General features: G+C 71.5%; 19 protein-coding genes and 2 pseudogenes. 13 read left to right on the top strand and 8 right to left on the bottom strand.

Going from position 1 to position 21,622, the window contains the following annotated elements:
- Positions 1–311 precede the first annotated feature (311 nt).
- From ACIOMQ_RS01710 to hutH, 4 genes are all read left to right on the top strand, one after another.
- Positions 312–1,484: an adenylate/guanylate cyclase domain-containing protein gene (locus tag ACIOMQ_RS01710; protein WP_362206858.1), complete on the top strand. Its 1,173-nt coding sequence runs from the start codon at positions 312–314 to the stop codon at positions 1,482–1,484.
- Positions 1,485–1,703: 219 nt separating this feature from the next.
- Positions 1,704–2,516 carry an enoyl-CoA hydratase/isomerase family protein gene (locus ACIOMQ_RS01705; protein ID WP_402187560.1) on the top strand — a complete coding sequence of 271 codons (813 nt, stop codon included), beginning with the start codon at positions 1,704–1,706 and terminating at the stop codon, positions 2,514–2,516.
- A gap of 85 nt (positions 2,517–2,601) precedes the next feature.
- Complete coding sequence (locus ACIOMQ_RS01700; RefSeq protein ID WP_401261501.1) at positions 2,602–3,765, top strand: diguanylate cyclase domain-containing protein; 1,164 nt, start codon at positions 2,602–2,604, stop codon at positions 3,763–3,765.
- A 124-nt stretch (positions 3,766–3,889) separates the two neighbouring features.
- Positions 3,890–5,443, top strand: a complete 1,554-nt coding sequence (gene hutH, locus ACIOMQ_RS01695; protein ID WP_362206861.1) for a histidine ammonia-lyase — start codon at positions 3,890–3,892, stop codon at positions 5,441–5,443.
- A 113-nt stretch (positions 5,444–5,556) separates the two neighbouring features.
- Here hutH and ACIOMQ_RS01690 read toward each other — a convergent pair whose 3' ends face one another.
- Entirely contained in the window at positions 5,557–5,868 is a 312-nt protein-coding gene (locus tag ACIOMQ_RS01690) for a hypothetical protein (RefSeq protein ID WP_402187558.1), read from the bottom strand.
- Between the two features lie 107 nt (positions 5,869–5,975).
- Between ACIOMQ_RS01690 and ACIOMQ_RS01685 the strand changes: the two genes are divergently transcribed.
- Positions 5,976–6,458 (top strand): hypothetical protein, encoded by a 483-nt coding sequence (locus tag ACIOMQ_RS01685; protein ID WP_362206863.1) that lies wholly within the window; start codon positions 5,976–5,978, stop codon positions 6,456–6,458.
- A gap of 239 nt (positions 6,459–6,697) precedes the next feature.
- Positions 6,698–7,951 (top strand): Ig-like domain-containing protein, encoded by a 1,254-nt coding sequence (locus ACIOMQ_RS01680; RefSeq protein WP_362206864.1) that lies wholly within the window; start codon positions 6,698–6,700, stop codon positions 7,949–7,951.
- Between the two features lie 357 nt (positions 7,952–8,308).
- Here ACIOMQ_RS01680 and ACIOMQ_RS01675 read toward each other — a convergent pair whose 3' ends face one another.
- Entirely contained in the window at positions 8,309–8,752 is a 444-nt protein-coding gene (locus tag ACIOMQ_RS01675) for an RDD family protein (RefSeq protein ID WP_401261496.1), read from the bottom strand.
- 465 nt (positions 8,753–9,217) lie between these two features.
- Between ACIOMQ_RS01675 and ACIOMQ_RS01670 the strand changes: the two genes are divergently transcribed.
- A complete protein-coding gene (locus ACIOMQ_RS01670) occupies positions 9,218–9,730 on the top strand; it encodes a hypothetical protein (RefSeq protein ID WP_362206866.1) in 513 nt (170 codons plus the stop codon).
- 16 nt (positions 9,731–9,746) lie between these two features.
- Here the strand turns inward: ACIOMQ_RS01670 and ACIOMQ_RS01665 are convergent, their stop codons facing one another.
- Positions 9,747–11,396: a hypothetical protein gene (locus ACIOMQ_RS01665; protein WP_401943289.1), complete on the bottom strand. Its 1,650-nt coding sequence runs from the start codon at positions 11,394–11,396 to the stop codon at positions 9,747–9,749.
- A 156-nt stretch (positions 11,397–11,552) separates the two neighbouring features.
- Here ACIOMQ_RS01665 and ACIOMQ_RS01660 point away from each other — a divergent pair, with 156 nt between their 5' ends.
- Both ACIOMQ_RS01660 and gdhA read left to right on the top strand, forming a co-directional pair.
- Positions 11,553–11,723 carry a hypothetical protein gene (locus tag ACIOMQ_RS01660; protein WP_362206868.1) on the top strand — a complete coding sequence of 57 codons (171 nt, stop codon included), beginning with the start codon at positions 11,553–11,555 and terminating at the stop codon, positions 11,721–11,723.
- A gap of 322 nt (positions 11,724–12,045) precedes the next feature.
- On the top strand, positions 12,046–13,383 hold the full coding sequence (gene gdhA / locus ACIOMQ_RS01655) for an NADP-specific glutamate dehydrogenase (RefSeq protein WP_362206869.1): 1,338 nt from the start codon (positions 12,046–12,048) through the stop codon (positions 13,381–13,383).
- Between the two features lie 63 nt (positions 13,384–13,446).
- Here the strand turns inward: gdhA and ACIOMQ_RS01650 are convergent, their stop codons facing one another.
- On the bottom strand, positions 13,447–13,854 hold the full coding sequence (locus ACIOMQ_RS01650; protein ID WP_362206870.1) for a YrdB family protein: 408 nt from the start codon (positions 13,852–13,854) through the stop codon (positions 13,447–13,449).
- 363 nt (positions 13,855–14,217) lie between these two features.
- Here ACIOMQ_RS01650 and ACIOMQ_RS01645 point away from each other — a divergent pair, with 363 nt between their 5' ends.
- Positions 14,218–14,817: a TetR/AcrR family transcriptional regulator gene (locus ACIOMQ_RS01645; RefSeq protein WP_362206871.1), complete on the top strand. Its 600-nt coding sequence runs from the start codon at positions 14,218–14,220 to the stop codon at positions 14,815–14,817.
- Positions 14,818–14,949: 132 nt separating this feature from the next.
- On the opposite strand, the gene ACIOMQ_RS01640 is transcribed toward ACIOMQ_RS01645, so the two are convergent.
- Together ACIOMQ_RS01640 and ACIOMQ_RS01635 are read right to left on the bottom strand one after the other, a co-directional pair.
- Positions 14,950–15,444 carry a hypothetical protein gene (locus ACIOMQ_RS01640; RefSeq protein WP_401261489.1) on the bottom strand — a complete coding sequence of 165 codons (495 nt, stop codon included), beginning with the start codon at positions 15,442–15,444 and terminating at the stop codon, positions 14,950–14,952.
- Between the two features lie 654 nt (positions 15,445–16,098).
- Positions 16,099–16,189 (bottom strand): annotated as a pseudogene (locus ACIOMQ_RS01635) (IS5/IS1182 family transposase); the annotation flags it as partial.
- A gap of 477 nt (positions 16,190–16,666) precedes the next feature.
- Between ACIOMQ_RS01635 and ACIOMQ_RS01630 the strand changes: the two are divergent.
- The 3 genes and pseudogenes from ACIOMQ_RS01630 (at position 16,667) to ACIOMQ_RS01620 (ending at position 19,520) form a co-directional block, all read left to right on the top strand.
- On the top strand, positions 16,667–17,617 hold the full coding sequence (locus tag ACIOMQ_RS01630; protein WP_402187555.1) for an SDR family NAD(P)-dependent oxidoreductase: 951 nt from the start codon (positions 16,667–16,669) through the stop codon (positions 17,615–17,617).
- 92 nt (positions 17,618–17,709) lie between these two features.
- Positions 17,710–18,614, top strand: a pseudogene (locus ACIOMQ_RS01625) (transposase); the annotation flags it as partial.
- Positions 18,615–18,848: 234 nt separating this feature from the next.
- Entirely contained in the window at positions 18,849–19,520 is a 672-nt protein-coding gene (locus ACIOMQ_RS01620) for a DUF4232 domain-containing protein (protein ID WP_362206874.1), read from the top strand.
- Between the two features lie 222 nt (positions 19,521–19,742).
- On the opposite strand, the gene msrA is transcribed toward ACIOMQ_RS01620, so the two are convergent.
- Together msrA and ACIOMQ_RS01610 are read right to left on the bottom strand one after the other, a co-directional pair.
- Entirely contained in the window at positions 19,743–20,408 is a 666-nt protein-coding gene (gene msrA / locus ACIOMQ_RS01615) for a peptide-methionine (S)-S-oxide reductase MsrA (RefSeq protein ID WP_402187553.1), read from the bottom strand.
- Between the two features lie 69 nt (positions 20,409–20,477).
- Positions 20,478–21,581: a hypothetical protein gene (locus tag ACIOMQ_RS01610; protein WP_402187551.1), complete on the bottom strand. Its 1,104-nt coding sequence runs from the start codon at positions 21,579–21,581 to the stop codon at positions 20,478–20,480.
- Positions 21,582–21,622 lie beyond the last annotated feature (41 nt).

Genomic DNA, 21,622 nt, shown 5'->3' with positions numbered 1-21,622 from the left:
GGTACGCACGGTGCCCGTGCCCGGGTGCGCACGGAGGCTGCCGCGGTACCTCCGGCACGGGCGCCCGCGGGGGCCGCCGCGACGTCTCCGCCCCGCCCCGCGCCCCCGGCTCACCCGGCCGCGTACCCGGGGCACGGGACCACGCCCTCCCGAAAACCGGCCATCGGCCGAAACCTCCCGCGCTCCCGGCTCACCCGGGAGCGTTCCCTGACGCCCTGGGGACGTGAGCCACGGCACACCTGCCGTATCGTTGAGGCGATCCACCGACAGATCGGCAGGGCAGTGCGCAGGGAACGGGCAGGAGGCGGCTGGTGACCGTCGACGACACGACCTCCGGTGCGGGCGCGGAGCCCCCGTCGGAACCCTCGGTCCACCCGACGCCGCATCACGAAGTCGACCATACGGCGGAACCGACCGACGACCCCCTCGCGATCCGGCTGGAGCAGCTGATCCTGGGCGCCGACCGTCGCTACACGCCGTTCCAGGCGGCCCGTACCGCCGGCGTCTCGATGGACCTGGCCTCCCGGTTCTGGCGGGCCATGGGCTTCGCCGACATCGGACAGGCCAGGGCGCTCACCGAGGCCGATGTGCTGGCGCTGCGCCGGCTCGCCGGCCTCGTCGAGGCGGGGCTGCTCAGCGAGCCGATGGCGATCCAGGTGGCCCGGTCCACCGGGCAGACCACCGCCCGGCTGGCGGAGTGGCAGATCGACTCCTTCCTGGAAGGGCTGACCGAGCCGCCCGAGCCCGGAATGACCCGGACCGAGGTCACGTACCCGCTGGTCGAGCTGCTCCTGCCGGAGCTGGAGGAGTTCCTGGTGTACGTGTGGCGGCGCCAGCTCGCCGCCGCCACCGGCCGGGTCGTGCAGGCCGCCGACGACGAGGAGATGGTCGACCGGCGCCTGGCCGTCGGCTTCGCCGACCTCGTCGGATTCACCCGGCTGACCCGGCGGCTGGAGGAGGAGGAGCTCGGCGAACTGGTCGAGGCGTTCGAGACCACCTGCGCCGACCTGGTCGCCGCCCATGGCGGCCGGCTCATCAAGACCCTCGGCGACGAGGTCCTCTTCGCCGCCGACGACGCGGGCACCGCGGCCGAGATCGCGCTGCGTCTGATCGAGGCGATGACCCAGGACGAGACGATGCCCGCGCTGCGCGTCGGCATCGCGTTCGGCACGGTCACCACCCGAATGGGCGATGTCTTCGGTACGACGGTGAACCTCGCCAGCAGGCTGACCTCCATAGCGCCCAAGGACGCCGTGCTGGTGGACGGGGCGTTCGCGGAGGAGCTGACCCGCACCGGCGACGCCCCGGCCTCCGAGGCGCAGGCGGCGGCGGAGGCCGCGGTCGCCGAGAAGGAGCGCCAGGCCGGCGTGGAGCCGATGGCGGTGCCCGCGTACCGCTACGGGCTGCAGCCGATGTGGCAGCGCCCGGTGCGCGGCCTCGGCGTCGTGGAGCCCTGGCTGCTGGCGCGCCGGGGCACGTCCTGAGCCGGTCCCGGTCCCATCCCTCGTCCGGCCCGGGGCGCGGACTCACCCTGGTCCAGGCCCCGGCGTCGGCTGACACCTCCGTCCGGCCCCGGCTCCGGCCTCCGTCCGGCCCCGGGCGCGGACTCACCCCGGTCCCGGCCCGGTCCCGGCCCGGGACCGTTGTGCGGGGCGCCCCATAGGATCCCTCCGGTAACGCTCGTTAACCGGAGGGGTGCAGTCATGACCGTCACGTCCGAGCAGTGGTTCGGGGAACATGTCGTCGTACGGGTCCACGAGGGGCAGGAGCACGTCGCCGAACTGGTTCTGGACCGGCCGAAGGCGATGAACGCGGTGTCCACGGACATGGCGCGCTCGATCGCCGCCGCCTGTGCCGCACTCGCCGCCGACCCGGGTGTACGGGTCGCCGTCCTCACCTCCAGCCACGAGCGGGCCTTCTGCGTGGGGGCGGACCTCAAGGAGCGGAACTCTTTCACCGACGCCGAGCTGCTGCGCCAGCGCCCCACCGCCCGCGCCGCGTACACCGGCGTGCTCGAACTGCCGATGCCGACGATCGCGGCCGTCCACGGCTTCGCCCTCGGCGGAGGATTCGAGCTGGCCCTGTCCTGCGATCTGATCGTCGCCGACCGCACCGCCGTGGTGGGCCTGCCCGAGGTGTCCGTCGGCGTCATTCCGGGCGGCGGCGGTACGCAGTTGCTGCCGCGGCGGATCGGCGCGGCGCGCGCCGCCGAGCTGGTCTTCACGGCCCGGCGGGTGGAGGCGGCCGAGGCGCGCGAGGCGGGGCTGGTCGACGAGCTGGTGGAGGAGGGGCGGGACCGCGAGGCCGCGCTGGCGCTCGCGGGCCGGATCGCCGCCAACTCCCCGGTGGGGCTGCGGGCCGCCAAGCGGGCGCTGCGGCTCGGGCACGGCCTCGACCTGCGGGCCGGTCTCGAAGTCGAGGACGCCGCCTGGCGGTCGGTCGCCTTCTCCGGCGACCGGGCCGAGGGCGTGGCCGCGTTCAACGAGAAGAGGAAGCCGAACTGGCCCGGTGAGTAACGTTGCGCGTTCAAAAAGACACGCAGTGAATATCGTCGATGTCCCAAACTGATCAAATCACCACAAAGCTACATAAGCTGTAGTGATGGGTGGTGATGATGCGCGGCTGCGGGCCGTGGTTTCGCTTGCACAGACGATGGCGGCGGCGCACACCCCGCGGGGGTCGTGGCGAGCGGCAGCGCTGGGGGCGTGCGAGGCGTTGGGCGGCAGCTTCGCCGCGCTCTCCGTGTGGGAGCGCGGCCCCGGGCGGCTGCGCGTGCTGGTCAACGCGGGCGAACGGGCCGAAGGGGAGGAGGAGTTCCCCGAGGACGAGGCGTACCCGGTGCACCAGTTCCCGGAGATCACCGAGTTCCTGCACGAACGGTGGGCCGGCGGCGGCGAACCGGATGCCTGGGTGGAGACCGCCGACGGCCCGGCGGGCGGGATGCCGTGCGCCGGGGTGCGCGGGTACGGCCGCGGGTACTGCGAGCAGCGGGTGGCCGCCCTGCGCCGGCGCGGGCGCGGCTGCTGTGTGGTGGCGCCGATCGTGCTGCACGGGCGCGCCTGGGGCGAGCTGTATGTGGCCCGCCCGATGGGGGAGCCGGTGTTCGGGCGGGAGGACGCGGACTTCGCGACCGTGCTGGCCTCGGTCGTCGCCGCCGGGATCTCCCAGAGCGAACGGTTCGAAGAGGTCCGCAAGCTCGCCTTCACCGATCCGCTCACCGGGCTGGCCAACCGCCGCGCCGTCGACGTGCGGCTCGACGAGGCGGTGGAGCGGCACCGGGTGGACGGGGCCGTGGTCAGCCTGGTCGTGTGCGACCTCAATGGCCTCAAGCGGGTCAACGACACCCATGGCCATGCGGTCGGGGACCGTCTGCTGGAACGTTTCGGCTCGGTGCTGTCCCGTTGTGGGGCCATGCTGCCCGGTGCGCTCGCGGCCCGGCTCGGCGGTGACGAGTTCTGTCTGCTCGCGGTGGGGCCGGGGGCGCACGACGTGATCCGGGTGGCCGGTGAACTCTGCGAGCGGGCGGCCGAGTTGGAGCTGGGGGACGGGGTGGCGTGCGGGATCGCGTCGACCGGTGATCCGATCGGCCCGGTGGTGTCGGCGCGGCGGCTGTTCCGGCTGGCGGACGCGGCCCAGTACCGCGCGAAGGCGGCCCGTTCCGCCAAGCCGGTGGTGGCGGGGCGCGACGGCGAGGTGATCCGGCTGGCCGACTCGCCGCCCAGGTCTCCGCACGACCGCCGCCACCTGCGCGGCAGCCGTCCGTGACCGTACGGCGCCGCACCGGCACGTGGTCGGCGCGGGGCGCGCCGCGCTCGTACGACGGATCGGTAAGGGGTCAACCGTACGACGACTAGTGACATGAAGGGATTCAGTCCGTACGCTTCTGAATATGGATATGCACACAGTCGTGGTGGGGACGTCCGGTACCACCGCCCAGGACGTCATCGCCGTGGCCCGCGGCAACGCCCGAGTCGAGCTCTCCGAGGCGGCCGTCGGCGCACTCGCCGCCGCCCGCGAGATCGTGGACGCGCTCGCCGCCAAGCCCGAGCCGGTCTACGGCGTCTCCACCGGCTTCGGGGCGCTGGCCAGCCGGCACATCAGCCAGGAGCTCCGCGGCCGGCTCCAGCGCAACATCGTCCGCTCGCACGCCGCCGGCATGGGACCGCGGGTCGAGCGCGAGGTCGTCCGCGCCCTGATGTTCCTGCGGCTGAAGACAGTTGCCTCCGGGCACACCGGCGTACGGCCCGAGGTCGCGCAGACCATGGCCGACGTCCTCAACGCGGGCATCACCCCCGTCGTCCACGAGTACGGCTCGCTCGGCTGCTCCGGCGACCTGGCCCCGCTCTCCCACTGCGCCCTGGCGCTGATGGGCGAGGGCGACGCGGAGGGCCCCGACGGCACCGTGCGCCCCGCCGGCGAACTGCTCGCCGCCCACGGCATCACCCCGGTCGAGCTGCGCGAGAAGGAGGGCCTCGCCCTCCTCAACGGCACCGACGGCATGCTCGGCATGCTCGTCATGGCCCTCGCCGACCTGAAGAACCTCTACACCTCGGCCGACATCACCGCCGCCCTCTCCCTGGAGGCGCTGCTCGGCACGGACAAGGTGCTCGCCCCGGAACTGCACGCCATCCGCCCGCACCCGGGCCAGGGCGTCAGCGCCGACAACATGCTGCGGGTCCTCGCCGGGTCCGGCCTCACCGGCCACTTCCAGGAGGACGAGGCGCCCCGCGTGCAGGACGCCTACTCCGTGCGCTGCGCGCCCCAGGTCAACGGCGCCGGACGCGACACCCTCGACTACGCCGCGATCGTCGCGGGCCGCGAACTGGCCTCCGCCGTCGACAACCCCGTCGTCCTGCCCGACGGCCGGGTCGAGTCCAACGGGAACTTCCACGGCGCCCCCGTCGCGTACGTACTCGACTTCCTGGCGATCGTCGCGGCCGACCTCGGTTCGATCACGGAGCGCCGCACCGACCGGCTGCTGGACAAGAACCGCTCGCACGGGCTGCCGCCGTTCCTCGCCGACGACGCCGGTGTGGACTCGGGCCTGATGATCGCTCAGTACACCCAGGCCGCCCTGGTCAGCGAGATGAAGCGGCTCGCCGTCCCGGCCTCGGCCGACTCGATCCCGTCCTCCGCGATGCAGGAGGACCACGTCTCCATGGGCTGGTCGGCGGCGCGCAAGCTCCGTACCGCCGTCGACAACCTCGCCCGGATCGTCGCCGTCGAGCTGTACGCGGCGACCCGCGCCGTCGAACTGCGCGCCGCCCAGGGCCTCACCCCCGCGCCCGCCTCGCAGGCCGCCATCGAGGCGCTGCGCGCGGCAGGCGTCGAGGGCCCGGGGCCGGACCGCTTCCTGTCGCCGGACCTGGCCGCGGCGGACGCGTTCGTACGGGCGGGCCGGCTGGTCGCCGCGGTCGAGCCGGTGACCGGACCGCTGGCCTAGGGCCTCTCGTTCGGATCACGCGGGCTCGCGGGGCCCGGCACGCACCGGACCCCGCTCCCTGATCCGGCCTGATCCAAACGAAAGACCCTGGACCCGGCGGAAGAACGGACGCATCAGGCGGACGGGGCGTCGGCGCGGCCCACCGGGGCCGGTCCGGAGCGGCGTACCGCGTGCGCGACGAGCGCCGCGCCGATGCCCAGGAACGCCGTGCCGCCGATCAGATACGGGGTGGTGTCGACCCCGGTCCCGGTGTCGGCGAGCCCCGGACCGGCCGCGGCGCTCCCGCCGGCGCCGGCCGGCCGGCCCTGCGCGCCCGGTGCGGCGGCCGGATCGTCCGTCGCGTTGGCGGAGGGTACGAACCACAGGGCGGTCAGCAAGGTGCCCGCGGCGGTGGCGGTCAGGAGCGGGCGGCGAGCAGCGGCCACGGAATCGATCCCCTTTGTACAGCCGTGAGTCGGGCCTGTACGCCGATGCTAGTGAAAGCAGCGGGTCGCGGGAAAGTCGCACGTGCGGGGCGCTTACGCTCCGGCGCATGAGCACTTCTGAGTCAGCGCGTTTTGTTCGGCTTCGGGTCGACATGGTGTTGGAGATCACGGACCCCGCCGCCCTGAGCGGTACCGCACTGGAGTCCATCGCCGCCGAGTACGGGGAGCCCGGTGGTGGGTCCGCCGAGGAGCGCAGGCGCGCCGAGGCGGCCGTACGGGAGGACGGCGCGGAGGCCCTCGCCTCTCTCGTCGACCCGTTCGACCTGGTCGGCGAGGTGCCGGGGGTCGAACTCGCCCAGGCGTCGTGGAGCAGCGAGCTCGTCGACCACGACCCGTCCGACCCGGACTCCTGGGACCCCGACGACGAGGACGAGGCGGACGACGAGGCCTACGAGGTCTACGAGGCCGAGGAGGAGGACGAGGAGAACGGCGAGGGGGACGGCACGGGGGGTGCCGACGGCGTCCCGCACAATGGGGTGGACGACGGCGAGCGCGGCGGCGTGAGCGGCGGTGCGGGACAACGGGTCTAGCAGGCGCGATGTGCCACGGCCCCGGCCCGCTCCCGGCGGACCGGGGCCGTGGTGCGTACCGGTCGCACATACGCGACCGGCGCCGGGAACCGCCGCTGCCGCGTACGCGTCGATGAGTGTTGTTCCCCACATCTTCCTTGGATGTGGAACGGAGGACCCTTTCCATGGGTTCTAGGAACATTGACGGGTTCCGCCGGTCGACGGTGGCTCTGCTCGGGGTTTTTGGGGATTCGGCAACGATGGAGAAGCGTGTGATGACGGGAAGCAAGCGGCGCAGGGGCCTGACGGCCGCGTCCGCACTGCTGGGCGGCGTACTGGTGCTCACCGCCTGCAACGGCGGCAGTGCGAACGGCGGTGGCGCCGACGGCTCGAAGAAGTCGCAGACGGCCGAGGTCGACAAGGCGGCCGCAGAGGACGCGTCGGAAGCGCAGATAGCCATCGCGCCGAAGAACGGCGCGACCAATGCGAGCATCAACAACGACGCCAAGGTCACCGTCTCCAAGGGCACGCTGTCCGAGGTCACCCTGACCACGACGGCCGGTGCGCCGGTCAAGGGCTCGCTCGCCGCCGACGGCAAGAGCTGGAAGCCCGACGTCCAGCTGGAGCGCTCGACCACGTACAAGATCAGCGCGACGGCCAAGGACTCCAAGGGCCGCGAGGCGCACGAGAATTCCTCCTTCACCACCGTGTCGCCCGCCAACAGCTTCATCGGCAACTTCACGCCCGAGGACGGCTCCACCGTCGGCGTCGGCATGCCGGTCTCGGTCAACTTCAACAAGCCGATCACGGACAAGAAGGCCGTCCAGGACGGCATCACCGTGACGTCCAGCAGCGGCCAGGAGGTCGTCGGCCACTGGTTCAACTCCCAGCGCCTCGACCTGCGCCCCGAGAGCTACTGGCAGGGCGGCTCCACCGTCACGCTGAAGCTGGCGCTGGACGGCGTCGAGGGTGCGGACGGCGTCTTCGGTGTGCAGCAGAAGACGGTCACCTTCAAGGTCGGCCGCAACCAGGTCTCGACGGTCGACGCCAACACCAAGACGATGACCGTCACCCAGAACGGCAAGACGATCAAGACCATCCCGATCTCTTCCGGCTCCTCCACCAACCCCACGTACAACGGGCAGATGGTGATCTCCGAGAAGTTCAAGGAGACCCGGATGAACGGTGACACCGTCGGCTTCGGCGGCGAGTACGACATCAAGGACGTGCCGCACGCCATGCGGCTTTCCACCTCGGGCACCTTCATCCACGGCAACTACTGGGGCGCGCGGTCGATCTTCGGCAGCGCCAACACCAGCCACGGCTGTGTCGGCCTCGCCGACGTGAAGGGCGCGGGCGACGCCAACCAGCCCGCCGCCTGGTTCTACAACAACTCCCTCGTCGGCGACGTGGTCATCGTCAAGAACTCCCCGGACCGGACCATCACCCCCGACAACGGTCTCAACGGCTGGAACATGAGCTGGGCCGACTGGAAGGCGGGCTCCGCGGCCTGACCCGCGGCACCCACCCCTCCCGCAGTTCCCGCAGTCCCTTCCCGAATCCCGTACGGAGGCGGCGGCACCCGGATCCCACGGATCCCGCGGTGTCGCCGCCTCCGGCGTACGCAGGGGTTCTCATCCGGCTCTCATCGTGGCTTCAACCCGCCGTCACAACGCGTCCCTGAGGGCTGTCCCGTAGTCCCTGGTGGATCGGCGTGCGGCGTCGGATGCGGTGCATCGCAAGGCGGAGGGACGCCCGCGGCGGCCTGAGGAGGGGCGTGCCGGGCGCCGGGCGCCCGGCGGGCCCCTGCCGTCTACGGCGGGCGGCCGGACCGCCGTCGGTGTCCCGGCGGCCGATCGCGGCGGATGGCCTCAGTAGGGGGCGGCGGCGGTCCGGAGGACGGCGAGGTCGCCGCGCCGGACCTGGCGCAGGCCCATGAGGTCGGTGTGCCCGCTGGTCCAGAAGGCGCTGAGGGGGAGGGCGCCGGGTCCCGCGAGGTACGAGCGCAGTACGTACCAGGGCTGCAACGGCAGCCGGCACAGCCCGTACAGCCAGCGCCGCACCAGCAGCCGGGGCCCCGGGCGCCCGGCGCCGGGCAGTCTGATCACCCGTATCCCCATGATCAGCTTGCCTGCCCCGCCTCCGGCGGCGGCGGTCAGGACCACCTGATTGAGGAACGAGAACGCGAGCGCCGGGCCGAGCAGCAGACCGGCGATCTCGGGAACCCCGGCCGTGTGCACGTAGGGCCGGGCCAGAAGGCCGGCGGTGACCAGGCAGAGGTAGCAGTCGAGACCGACGGCGAGATAGCGGCGCATGTCGCCCGCACGCGGCGGGACACGGGGCGCGGCCCGCTGCCCGGGGACGGGTGGGAGGGCGGGGAGGAAGTACGGTCCCGCAGGTTCCGGCAGTCCGTGTCCCCACGGCGGCCGGGCGGCCGGTAAGAGGGGCCGGGTACCGCTCCGGGGGCGTCTGGGGCCCCGCGACGTCGTCATGACGGCATCATGTCCGATCAGCCGTCGCGGTGTGCCCAGGTCCGCGTACCCGGGCACTCCTGCCCGGATTTTCCCCGCAGGCCCGTGCACCGCACCCACCCCTCGCACGTGCCTCGTCGCACGGATCTCACCGCACTCACGCCCTCGCACGTGTCTCGTCGCACGGATCTCACCGCACTCACGCCCTCGCACGTGCCTCGTCGCACGGATCTCACCGCACGTGTCTCGTCGCGCCGATATCACCGCATCGACTCACCGCACCGGTCCCGTCGCATTAATCTCGCAGTCATGACCGCCGCCGTCACCGCCATGATCACCGCAGTAGTCGGGGTGCTCGGCACTCTCTTCGCGCCGGTCCTCGCGCAGCGGCTGACCGACCGCCGACGCGTCGAGCAGGCCCGACTCGACGGCGAGCAGCGGAAGTTCGAGGAACGGCGCGTCCAGTACACGGCCATGAACCGGGCCTCCCGGCAGTTCCACACGCTCCTCAAGGACGCCCTGCACCGCATCCGGGACGACGTCTACACCGAGCAGGAACGCACTCAGCTCGAAGAGGCCCGCCTCGACCACCGCGACCGCTACGCCGAGGCGCAGATGATCGTCCCGGAACGGATACTGCAGGCGTCCCGCGACCTCAACCGGGTCCTCGCCGCCGGTGACGCCGCCATCAAACGCCTCGACCGGGGCGTGGCCCGCGACGGCGAGAGCGTCGAACGGGTCCTGGAGGACCTGAAGGCGGCCGACCCCTGCCTCGACACGATGCGGGGGCTGATGCGCCAGGACCTCGGCGTCACCGACTGAACCGCTCGGGGCGCCGTCAGCAGCCCCCGAACGGCCACAACCGGTAACGCGAGTCCAGCCGGTACGCGCCGCCCCGCTTCACCGTGAGCCGCGTCCACTCGCCGTCCTGCCGCACGCAACCGCCGCCGTCGGCCCGCAGCCAGGGCGAGTACGCGATCCGCACCGTCACCGACCCGGCCGCCGGCATCCGTACCACCAGGGAGGCGTCGTCCCCGCGTACGACGGTGCCCGGCGCGGAGACCAGCGGAACGGCGTCGCGCACCCGGTAGATCCGCCACCCGTTGTCCTGCCAGACGGGCTCCAGCCAGTCCGTCCCGCGCCGGACGATGTCCGCCTCCGCCTCCGCCGGGCCGTCCGGCCTGCCGCTGTGCAGCACCACGAGGCCCACACCCCACCGGTCCAGCCAGGCGCGGTACGCGGCCGGGGTCGGCCCCTCCCCGTAGAACAGCCGCCCGCGCTCCACATCGAGCTGCCGGTTCCAGCCGCGGGCCATGTTCACGTGCGAGGCGAGGACGTCGGCCTCCCGGTGATTGCGGGCCGGGACGACCTCCACCCGGGTCCGTTCGGCACCGAGCCTGCGCAACTCGGCGACCACACCGCCGGTGTGGGCCGCCCAGGCGGGCACCGTGTTGGAGACCCGCAGATCGTCATCGGTCTTGTCGACCAGCCAGCCGGTGTTGAACGCGAGCATCCCGACGAGCAGGACGGCCCGCAGTCGCAGCAGCCTGCCGCCCCGTGCCCACCCCGCCAGGACGGCCAGTGCCGCCGCGAGCAGCACGGGCGGCCCGGCCACCCCCACCAGCCGCTCCACGTTCGTCCCGATCGGCGAGGGGATCAGGAAGGTCAGGACGACACCGGCCCCGTACACCGCACTCGCGAACCGGACCACCCGCCAGCCGCCCTCGCGCGGCGCCCCGAGCCACACGGCCGCGCAGGCGGCCAGCGGCATCCACAACTTCCCCACGGCCATGGGCTGTTCGCCCGTGAAGGGGAACAGCACGGTTGTCGTCGCGACCACCACGAAGGGCGGTACGAGCAGCACGGCCGCCCGCCGCCACTGCCGGTCGAGCCCGTACGCCGCACCCACCACCACCAGGAACAGTCCCGCCACCGGACTCGCCGCCGTCGCCAGCGCCGCACAGGCCGCGGCGACGCCCGTACGGTGTCGCACGTACAACAGCGCGACCAGCCCGATCGCCACGCCCAGCGCGAACGTCGTCCGCCCGGACGCGACATTGCACCAGAGCACCAGCGACCCCAGCACCGAGACCGCGGCCGGCCACCGCACCCCGGCCCGCACGCAGAGCCGCCCCAGCGCCCACGACCCGCCGAGCCCGGCGGCGACGGTGACCGCCCGCACCCCGAACACCGCCATGAGCGGCGGCGTCAGCAGGCTGTAGTTGGCGGTGTGCGTCCCTCCGTACCAGGAGAGGTTGTACGCGGACATGGGGTGGCGGGACGCGAATCCGGCCCAGGCGAACTGCGCCGCCAGATCACCGCCGCCGGTGGCCAGCACCAGCGCCCACACCCCGTACAACGGCACGACGACCAGCACGGCGACACCTGGAACCCACCACCGCGCGGCCTCCGTGGCCGCCGGGCGCGGACCGGCACCGGACCGCTCGCTCCGCCGCTCGCGCGTCGCCGTCTCCTCGGTGATCCCCATCCCGCAAACCCTAACGGGGCCGTGAGAACCGCACGATGGTGGAGCGGGCTCCACCACGGATCAGGGGGGTCGGTCCCTCGTGACGGCGGACAGCGGCCGGGAGAATGGAGACATCGCCGAACACCGTCGACGTCATCCCCACCACGGAGGAACTCCATGAAGGCCCTGCTCTGGACCGTGCTGTGCGCGGCGCTCGCCGCGAATGTTTTCCTGAATGTCCTCGTGGGGGACAACGCCCTGAACATCGCGCTGAGCATCGTCTCCGGCGTGGTCGTCCTCGCGTCCGGAGTGGGGCTGTGGATGCAGCACCGCACCTCGCAGCGGTAGACCGGGTCCGCGACGGGGGCGTCCACGACGGGGACGCCCGAGGCGGCGGCCTCCGAGGCGGCGGCCTCCGAGGCGGGGCGCCCGAGGCGGGCCTCCAAGACGGCAGCGTCCAGGACGGCGGAGTCCACGATGGGGACACCGTGGACGGATTTCCGGGGCCACTGGGACAATCGTGATGCCACAACGGTTCTGTACGTCGCTTTCGTGAGCGCAGAGCGCGCGATGTCCGGGCGACGCCCTCAATGGCGAGGGGGACCGCTGGTGCCTCCGGGACGGGGGCACCTTCGCGCGCGATCCCGACCCACGGAAGGGTTTTGACCACATGAGTGTCATCGAGCCGCTGTACGCGGAGATACTCCGTCGCAACCAGGGCGAGAAGGAGTTCCACCAGGCGGTACGGGAGGTCCTGGAGACCCTCGGCCCGGTCCTCGAACAGCGACCGGAGTTCGTGGACGCCCGGATCATCGAGCGCGTCTGTGAACCGGAGCGCCAGCTCATCTTCCGCGTGCCGTGGTCCGACGACTCCGGCGACATCCACGTGAACCGCGGCTTCCGGGTCGAGTTCAGCAGCTCGCTCGGGCCGTACAAGGGCGGGCTGCGCTTCCACCCCTCGGTCAACCTCGGCATCGTGAAGTTCCTCGGCTTCGAGCAGATCTTCAAGAACGCCCTCACCGGCATGCCCATCGGCGGTGGCAAGGGAGGCGCCGACTTCGACCCGAAGGGCCGCTCCGACGCCGAGATCATGCGGTTCTGCCAGTCGTTCATGACCGAGCTCCACCGCCACCTCGGCGAGTACACCGATGTCCCCGCCGGTGACATCGGCGTCGGCGGCCGCGAGATCGGTTACCTGTTCGGCCAGTACAAGCGGATCACCAACCGCTACGAGTCCGGAGTCCTCACCGGGAAGGGCCTGGGCTGGGGCGGCGCCCAGGCACGCACCGAGGCGACCGGGTACGGCTGTGTGCTCTTCACCGCCGAGATGCTCCGCAGCCGGGGCGAGTCCCTCGACGGGCAGCGCATCGCCGTATCGGGCTCGGGCAATGTCGCGATCTACGCGATCGAGAAGGCCCAGCAGCTCGGCGCGACCGTGGTGACCTGCTCCGACTCCGACGGCTACGTCGTCGACGAGAAGGGCATCGACCTCGCCCTGCTCAAGGAGATCAAGGAGGCCGGTCGCGGCCGGGTCTCCGAGTACGCGGAGCGCCGCGGCGAACACGCCGCGTTCGTCCCCGGCACCGGCCTCTGGAACGTCCCCTGCGACGTGGCCCTGCCCTGCGCCACCCAGAACGAACTCCACGAGACCGACGCCCTGGCCCTCGTGCGCAACGGCGTGAAGGCAGTGGCCGAAGGGGCCAACATGCCCACCACGCCGGAGGCCGTACGCGTCTTCCAGGAGGCGGGCGTCGCCTTCGCCCCCGGAAAGGCGGCCAACGCGGGCGGCGTGGCCACCAGCGCCCTGGAGATGCAGCAGAACGCCTCGCGCGACTCCTGGACGTTCACCCACACCGAGGAGCGTCTCGCGGAGATCATGCGCCACATCCACGACTCCTGCCACACCACCGCCGAGCGCTACGGCAGCCCCGGCAACTACGTGGTCGGCGCCAACATCGCCGGCTTCGAACTGGTCGCGGACGCGATGCTGGCACAGGGACTGATCTGACCCGCCCGTCCGTTCAGTGACGGCTTCGGCCCGGCCGCCTCACGCGACCGGGCCGAAGCCGTGTCAGGCGGCCTCCACGGCACTGTGCGGCGCGCGGCGCCGAAAGGTCTCCGCCAGCCCCGTGTTCACGACCACCACCACCGCGAAGAACACCGCCGCCACCGGATGCCCCACCGCGTGGACCGCGTACACACCGCCGCCGAGCACCACCGCCTTGACCAGCAGAACCCCCGCGAGAGGCGGCCGGAAGCGGGCGCGCGGGGCGGCGAACATCCACCAGACCGCGATGGCCACCGCCGGGGTTCCCAGCCCCAGCAGCAGCCGGCCGGCCGTGCCGTCACCGGTGAGGAAACCCCACCGGCCCAGAGCGATCAGTGCCGCCAGCTCGACGGCGAACGCGAGGAGTTCGTTGGCCATGAACCAGGGCCGGCCGGCCGGGGCGGCAGCAGTGCCGCGGCCTTCGTTCGTCATCGGTGAAAACTCCTCTTCGTACGGTGGCCGGTCCCCGCCGGGGGCGGTGGCCGACCGGGCGCGGATCTCCGCGGCCCGACTGCGCTGTCGGGACCGGGGAGTGTCCGGCAGATCCTGTGACGCCCCATTCTCGGCCGTGTCCCGCGCCGGACGTCCCCTCGGCTCGCGATGCCGTCGGCGCCGGGCCCCGGTGCGAGGCCCCGCGCCGGGCTCGCACCGGGGCCGGGGCGGTTCCGGGCGCGGTTCCGGTCGGCCCGGAGCCTTGCGGCTGAGTTCTTCCCCTGCCGGGGCAGCGACCTTGTGCCGGGCAGCGACCTTGCCAACGCGAACCGGTCCGTCTCGTTGAGGTGCTAGCCTGAGCCCATGCCCCAGGCCACGAAGCCGGACCGCTCCCGGCGCAGCGAACGTTCGCGGCAGGCGATCCTCGAAGCGACCCGTGCGCTGGTTTCCGAGGTCGGGTACGGCAAGGTGGCGATCGAGACCATCGCCGCCCGGGCCGGCGTCGGCAAGCAGACGATCTACCGCTGGTGGCCGTCCAAGGGTGCGGTGATCTTCGACGCCTTCCTGGCGCTCAGCGAGGGCGCCGAGGGGCAGGGCGCGGCGCTGCCGGACACCGGCGACATCGAGGCCGACCTCAGGACGGTCATGCGCGCGACGGTCGCCGAGTTCGCCGACCCGGAGTTCGAGAAGCCGGTCCGGGCGCTCAACAACGAGATCATCAACGATCCCGGCCTTGCCGCGCAGTACCGCGAGAAGCTGGCCCGGCCGGTGGACGACGCCAAGAAGGAGCGGCTGCGCAGCGCGCAACGGGCCGGCCAACTGGCTGCGGACGCCGACCTCGACCTGGTCCTGGAGGTGCTCTACGCGCCCCTGTTCCAGCGCTGGCTGCACCGCTCGGGCCCGCTGACCGCCGAGTACGCCGACTCGCTCGTTGACGTCACGCTGAGGGCTTTTCGGCCCTGAGCGTGATTCCCGGCCTCCGATGCGGACCGTCCGGGCGGTGGAACTCAAGCCCGGAGCAGGCCCCCAGAGGCCACCTCGCCCCCCGCCCCGGTTGTGTGTGATCGAAGGGGAGCCGCGCTCCGGCGGCGACGGTCAGGCCCCACCGAGGCCGGTGCAGTGCGCGATCGTCGCATCGTCCGCCGCCACCGCGTGGCGGGCCTCCGCCCGCCGGACACGGCGGATGATTTCGGCCGGTCCGCTCGATGCCAGGAGGGCCATGACCCCTGGCCAGTCGGCGAGCCCAAACCGATCCACGATGCGGCCGGCTCCGTTGCTGAGCAGGACGGCACCGGTCAGCTCGGAGAGCGGGCAGCTTCCGGTGATCGCTTCGTCCGCCGCCCGCGGGTCGTCCTTGGCCACCCAGAAGCCGCCCGGCCGGTTCCGGTTGGCCCGCAGGTCTCGGAGGATTCGGTGGTACTCGTCGCTTCCCTCGGCGACGGCTTCGAGCGCGGACGCGTACGGGCGGCTGACGATCACCTCCCGGGGATCGGAGACGACGAGCGGCGCATCGTCGGGACGAGCCCGGCTCCGCCCGACGGCGATTGCCTTGACCACCTGGAGCGCTTCAGGCCGTCTGGCACGCGCCACAAACGGCAATGTCCCCACCGACGGTGGGGACATTGCCGTTTACTACCTTGGCTGCTGGGCGTAGTCGGCCGGCGCCGGGGAGAAGAGTTGCCCCTCCCTTACGGGCGCGAGCCTGCCGGTACGCGGATCAGCAATGTAGCCCTGCTGCCCTGCGGAGAGCGGCACCACTCGGCCGTGTGGGCTTACGAACCCCAGAGGGACGTAGCGCCCTGTCGCGGGGTCCGCCTCATATGCCAGCGGCCAGCCGGCCGCTGCGGCCTCAGTTGCAGTGTGAGCGGTATCCGTCGGGGTTGAGGCAACGACGGGAGCGGCGCCTGCTGCCATCCCTAAGACAGCGGTCGTAGCCACGATGTGATGCAGGAACTTCATGAGGACCTCGCGTCAGCGCTGGGAAATCCCCCTAAGCATAGGGAGGCAAACCCGGTGGCCGCACAGCGACCGAAAGAGGCCGTCGCACCAGCCGATGGCCGAAAGCAATGATGCAATCACCTTCCTTCCGTATGGCAAGGGTCGGCGCCGAACGAGCAGCCCAGAGCTATGCGGCGCCCCCGAGGGATGTACTCCATCCACCACGGGAGAAGTGACACACCCCATCCGGTGTGATCTGGGCCAGCCGTTCATCGGGTGGTCGCCCGATGTCCAGGGCCCTGCTGCGGCGCTCGGCGCGCCAGTTGGTCAGGACCGGTTCGATCAACTCCCAGGGGGCATCGGACAGATCACTCGGATACGGGCGGCGTTCAGTCATGCTCTGGACGTACCGCTCGGGGCAGCCCACGCCCAGGCGTGCGGCACCGACAACGGGAGCAAGGCCAATGCGCCCTCCCGCCTTGGGATGAAACAGGCTCAAGACCTACTCCGCCCCACCCGGCACCCCAGAAGAGCACTTTCGAGGCATCCGCCTCAGTGGCCTCAACCGTCCCTCACTCACGCACCGAGAGAATCGCCATCTTCCCAACCGAATTGGAGGAAAACGACCTCTCAGCTTGTCTTCTAACCTCTGGTGGCTGAGGGGCCCAGTTGGTTTTTGAGTGCTCCGGTTGGCCAACGTGACGTTCACTGGCACGCTGCGTGATGGGCCAGCACTGTGTCGGTGGGATATCGGCCGTCTGGCGGGACTGTCGTTGATCCCTAGGCGATGTGTCGGTGGCCGCTGAAACCGTGGGTGTCGAGTTGCCAGCAGAGCAGCCGCAGCCGCCATCAACAGCAAGGGAGTCCCGTCGCCATGTCGTCCGCATCCTCCACCCCGCCCTGGAATGTCCAACGGCTGCCACGTGCCGACGGCAGCATCTTCCTGGTCACTGGCGGCAACGCCGGCATCGGGTACTTCGTCGCGGAGCAGTTGTCGGAAGCCGGAGCGACCGTCGTACTCGGCAGCCGGAATCCTGTGAAGGCCGAGGCCGCCATGGCCTCGATCCGTGCGCGCGTTGCTGGTGCGCGGGTGCGGTCCGTACGGCTGGACCTCGCCGACCTCGGTTCGCTGCAAACGGAGGTGAAATCACTGGAGGTTGAACGCCTCGACGCGGTGGTCCACAACGCCGGCGTCGCGCTTGACGACCCGCCGCGCAGGGAGACCGAGGACGGTCACGAGCTCATGTTCGGCACGAACCACCTCGGGCACTTCGCGTTGACCCAGTGGCTGATGCCGCTGCTGTCGGCTGCGCCGGCGGCTCGCGTGGTGACCATGGGCAGCTTCGCAGCGAAGTCGGAGCGACTCGACCTGGACGACCTGCAGTCCTGGAACGACTTCCAGCCCAAGCGCACCTACGGACGTTCCAAGTTGGCGCAGATGTATTTTGGTCTCGAACTCGACCGCCGCCTGCGCGCTGTCGGCAGCACGGTGGAGAGCGTGGTGGTCCATCCCGGCGGCGCGCTGGACTCCCTCACCCCGTCACGGCCGCCGGTCCATGTGCGAACTACCCGCGCACGGCTGAGCGCGGCACCTGCGGCTCTCCTCGTCCAGGGCAAGCACGCCGGCGCATGGCCCGCGGTCCGGGCGGTGCTCGACCCGGCCGTGCATGGAGGCCAGCTGTGGGGACCGCGCGTCTTCGGCCTGCGCGGCGAGCCCCGACAGGAACCGATATGGAACCACCTTGCCGACACCTCCGTCGCGGCGCAGTTGTGGGACGCAAGCTGTGACCTGACCGGCGTCGACCCCGGCACCACCCCTGGATAGCCCCAGGCACGCGCGCTTGCGAACAAGCGTGCTCAGGTGTCACCCACTGGCTCCGGCCGGGCGCGCCGACCAGTGCGGACCGCTTGTTCTGCGGGGACCTCATCGACATGGGCCGTTGGAAGGCAGGCGACCGCGACATCCTGATCGTCTTCGGCGCCGGCTACGACGCCCCGCGCATGGCCTGCCTGCTGGAAGGGCTGCCGGTGGAGGTCCTCGGGCGGATGCGCACGGACCGCGTGATGCGGAAGCCCGTCCCGGTGCCGTGGATCTCACCGCCACAGGGCGGACGACCGCCGAAGCACGGCAAGGAGTTCCGCTTCGCCAAGCCCGACACCTGGGGCGAGCCCGATGCCGCGACGGTGCAGGTCACCGACCGCTATGGCACCGCTCGCGCGATGGCCTGGGACCGCATCCACCCGCGGCTGACCACTCACCCGGCGTGGATCGACCACACCGGCGAACTCCCCGTCATCGAGGGCATGGTGATCCGCCTGGAGGTCGACCGTCTGCCCGGCGGTCACGACCCGCCCCGTCTGGCTGTGGTCCTCGGCCACCGGCCTGTCGGGCGAGGACGTCGATCTGCGCCGGCAGGCGTTCTTGCGCAGGTTCGATCTTGAGCACACCTTCCGGATGATCAAGCAGACGCTGGGCTGGGTCCGCCCGAAGCTCCGCACTCCTGCGGCGGCGGACCGTTGGACCTGGCCGGTCGTCGCCGCCCACACCCGACTCCGCCTCGCCCGCACCCTCGCCGCCGACCTTCGCCAGCCTTGGGAGAAGCGGGCCGAGCCCGGTCGGCTCACCCCCCGCCCGGGTCCGCCGGGGGTTCAGGAACCTCCGCCCGGACCTGCCCTGTCCGGCCCGTGCGCCGAAACCCAGCCGGCCTGGCCCCGGCAGACCGCTCGGCTCGAAGAACCGACACCCCGCCACCCGCTACGACGTGGGCAAAACGGTCAGGCGGCCCGAGAGCATCGCCGAACGTGACCAGGTCAGACCATAAAGAACAAGCTCAGAACCCGTATGTGAACCCTGCTCAGAGGGTTGCTGAGGCTGGTTGAGGCTCTGGTGGTGCGGGAGCTCAGGCCAGGCAGGTGACCGTACAGCGACGCCTTGGCGGACCGTGAGGTCAATACGCCTGTGACAGAACGAAGACGTCGCGGAGGACCGCCTGTAACTCGGTGCGAGATACAAATGCTTCTGACCACATGCACCGCGCTACTCCTGGGGGAACACCGTGAAGTACACCCGCATCACTGCTCTCGCCGCCATCGGCGTCGCCGCCACCCTCTCGCTCACCGCCTGTGGCAGCGACGGCTCCGGGAAGGACTCGTCCTCCAAGAGCTCCTCGTCCTTGTCTTCTTCGTCCTCGGACGGTGGCTCGAAGTCGGAGGGCGGCTCGGGCTCCGGCGGCTCGGAGGCCGGCAACGCGAAGTCGGGCTCCGGTGAGGGCACCGAGGCCCGCGCCGGCGCCGCGAACGCCGCGACGAAGACCGGCGGCAAGGTCACGTTCTGCAAGACGAAGGACCTGGCCATCGACGCCATGGACGCCGCGCCCGACAAGGACTCCGGGAGGATCGACATCACCATGATCAACCGGGGTTCGACCACCTGCTCGGCGACGGGCTTCGCAGGCGTCGACATCAAGGACGCCGACAACACCTCGAACCCCATCGAGCGCGGCCACGCCCAGCCGCGTATCACCACCCTGAAGCCCGGCGACGCCGCTGTCTTCAACCTCGCCTACGACATCGACAACACCGGCGACAGCCTCGCGCACCCGACCAACATCCTGGTGACGCCCCCGAACGAGACCCACACCGTGAGCCTGAAGTGGCCCGCGGGCGCGGGGGAGATCAAGGGCGCCTACACCGACGTCGAGGTCTACCCCACGCACACGACCAAGTAGGGGCGGTGCGCGCAGGGACGCCTCGGGGCCCGTGGCCGACTTCAGCGGTCGCAATTGGTCAGCGTTCATCGCTGAAGTGAAGGCGGCACGAGACACCCGCTGACCACCGTCACGGTGGTTGTATCAGCAGGTGGGGCGGGGGTGCGCCGCAACGCCCGGGTGTGGGCGTGCCCGCCGGCCGACGGCAGGCGGGCGGACACTCACCGGGCCCCGGGCAGCCTGTCACTCCCCGGCGGGAGCCACCCCCACGGGGCAGGAGACGCCCGTCCCGCCGATCCCGCAGTAACCCGCCGGGTTCTTGTCCAGGTACTGCTGGTGGTACGCCTCGGCGGGCCAGAACGTGCGGCCCTCCGCCGGGAGGATCTCCGTGGTGATCTCGCCGTGGCCGGAGCCCGTGAGGACCTTCTGGTACGCGTCCCGGGAGGCCGCCACGGTCGCGGCCTGCTCGGGGGAGTGGGTGTAGATCGCGGAACGGTACTGGGTGCCCACGTCATTGCCCTGGCGGAAGCCCTGCGTCGGGTCGTGGGACTCCCAGAACAGCTTCAGCAGCTCGGCGTACGAGACGGTCCGCGGGTCGAAGACGACGCGGACGGCCTCCGTGTGGCCGGTCAGGCCGGAGCAGACCTCTTCGTACGCGGGGTTCTCCGTGTAGCCGCCCTGGTAGCCGGCGAGCGTCGTCCAGACGCCGTCCGTCTGCCAGAACTTGCGCTCGGCGCCCCAGAAGCAGCCCAGCGCGAAGTCCGCCATCTCCAGACCCTCCGGGTACGGGCCCAGCAACGGGTTGCCGAGGACCGTGTGGCGGGACGGGACGGTGAATTCGGGGGTGGGGCGGCCCTTCAGGGCCTCCTCGGGGGCGGGGAGCTGCGGGGTACGGCGTTGCAGGAACATGCGGGGGCTCCTCGTGGGGTCGGCGTGCAGTGGGTACAACGCACCGGGATTGCCGTGGATTCCGTGCGGCTACCGCGGCAGCGTCGCCGGGCTGCCGCCGTTCGCCTCGTAGCCGGCGACCGCCAGCGCCCGGTAGACCGTGTACTCGGCGGCCGGGTCGGAGTTCTGGGTCCACGGCAGGGCGCCCACGTGGCCGTCGATGTGGACGAGCTGGTTCATCGCCTCCGACCAGCGCTCCATCCGGACGAGGAAGAGGACCAGCAGGTGCCGGACGTGGGCGAGCATCGGATCGTCCGTACGGGCCGCGTGCACCGCGAACAGGGCGCCCTCGACCGCCTTGGTCACCACCGCGCTCCGGTAGAAGCCCTGCACGAGATTGACCTCGGGCAGGTGCTCGTACACCGCGAAGAGCGGCAGCGCGGCCAGCAGTGAGCCCTGCGGGGCACGGGCGGCGGCCGTGGTGGCGAAGCGATCGGCCTCCTCGCGGGAGCCGTGCCACTTCTCGCACCAGTAGTGCAGCGCGGCGATGTGCGCGCCCATGTGGGCCGGGGCCCGGTCGATGATCTTCGCCCAGAGTTGGTCGAACTCCTCGTGGGAGTAGCCGAGTCCGCGGGCGACGGCCAGTTCGACGAGGTACGGAACGGGGTCGCCCGGCGCCAGCAGCGCAGCCTCGCCGCAGACCGTGCGGGCCTCCTCCAGGATGATCCGGAAGTCGTCCGTCCCCGCGGTCGACGAACGCCACGCCTGCTGCACCAGGAACTCGGCGTGCACCGCCGCACCGCCCGCGTCCTTCGGCGCCTCGGCCCGCCACTTGCGCAGCCACGCACCACCGACACCGGGCTGCTGCGCCAGCTCCAGCGAGGCGGCACCCGCGAACGCCTGCACCCGCTGCCACCGCACCTCGCCCTCCTTCGGCGTACCGGCCAGCAGCTGCGAGGCCGCCCGCCAGTCCTGGGAGCGCTGCACGACGTCGAGCACGTCGAGGAGATCCTGGTCCGGGCCCGGCAGCCGGACGTCCAGTTCCTCCTGGCGTACGAAGCCGTAGGTGTCCGGATCGGCGGCGTCCGGCGAACCGGGCGCGACCTGCCGGATTCCGCCGCGGCGGCGCAGCACGAAGGGGCCGATGACCGCGGCGAGCATGCAGAGCGCGAGCAGGAACCAGAGAATCTCCATGCCTCCATTGTCACCGGACGGCCCTGAAGCCCGGTGAGCGC

Source organism: Streptomyces sp. NPDC087845 (assembly GCF_044742755.1).
Classification (GTDB): Bacteria; Actinomycetota; Actinomycetes; order Streptomycetales; family Streptomycetaceae; genus Streptomyces.
The sequence above is the reverse complement of the archived record's forward strand: the minus strand, read 5'-3'. Positions and strand labels throughout refer to the sequence as shown.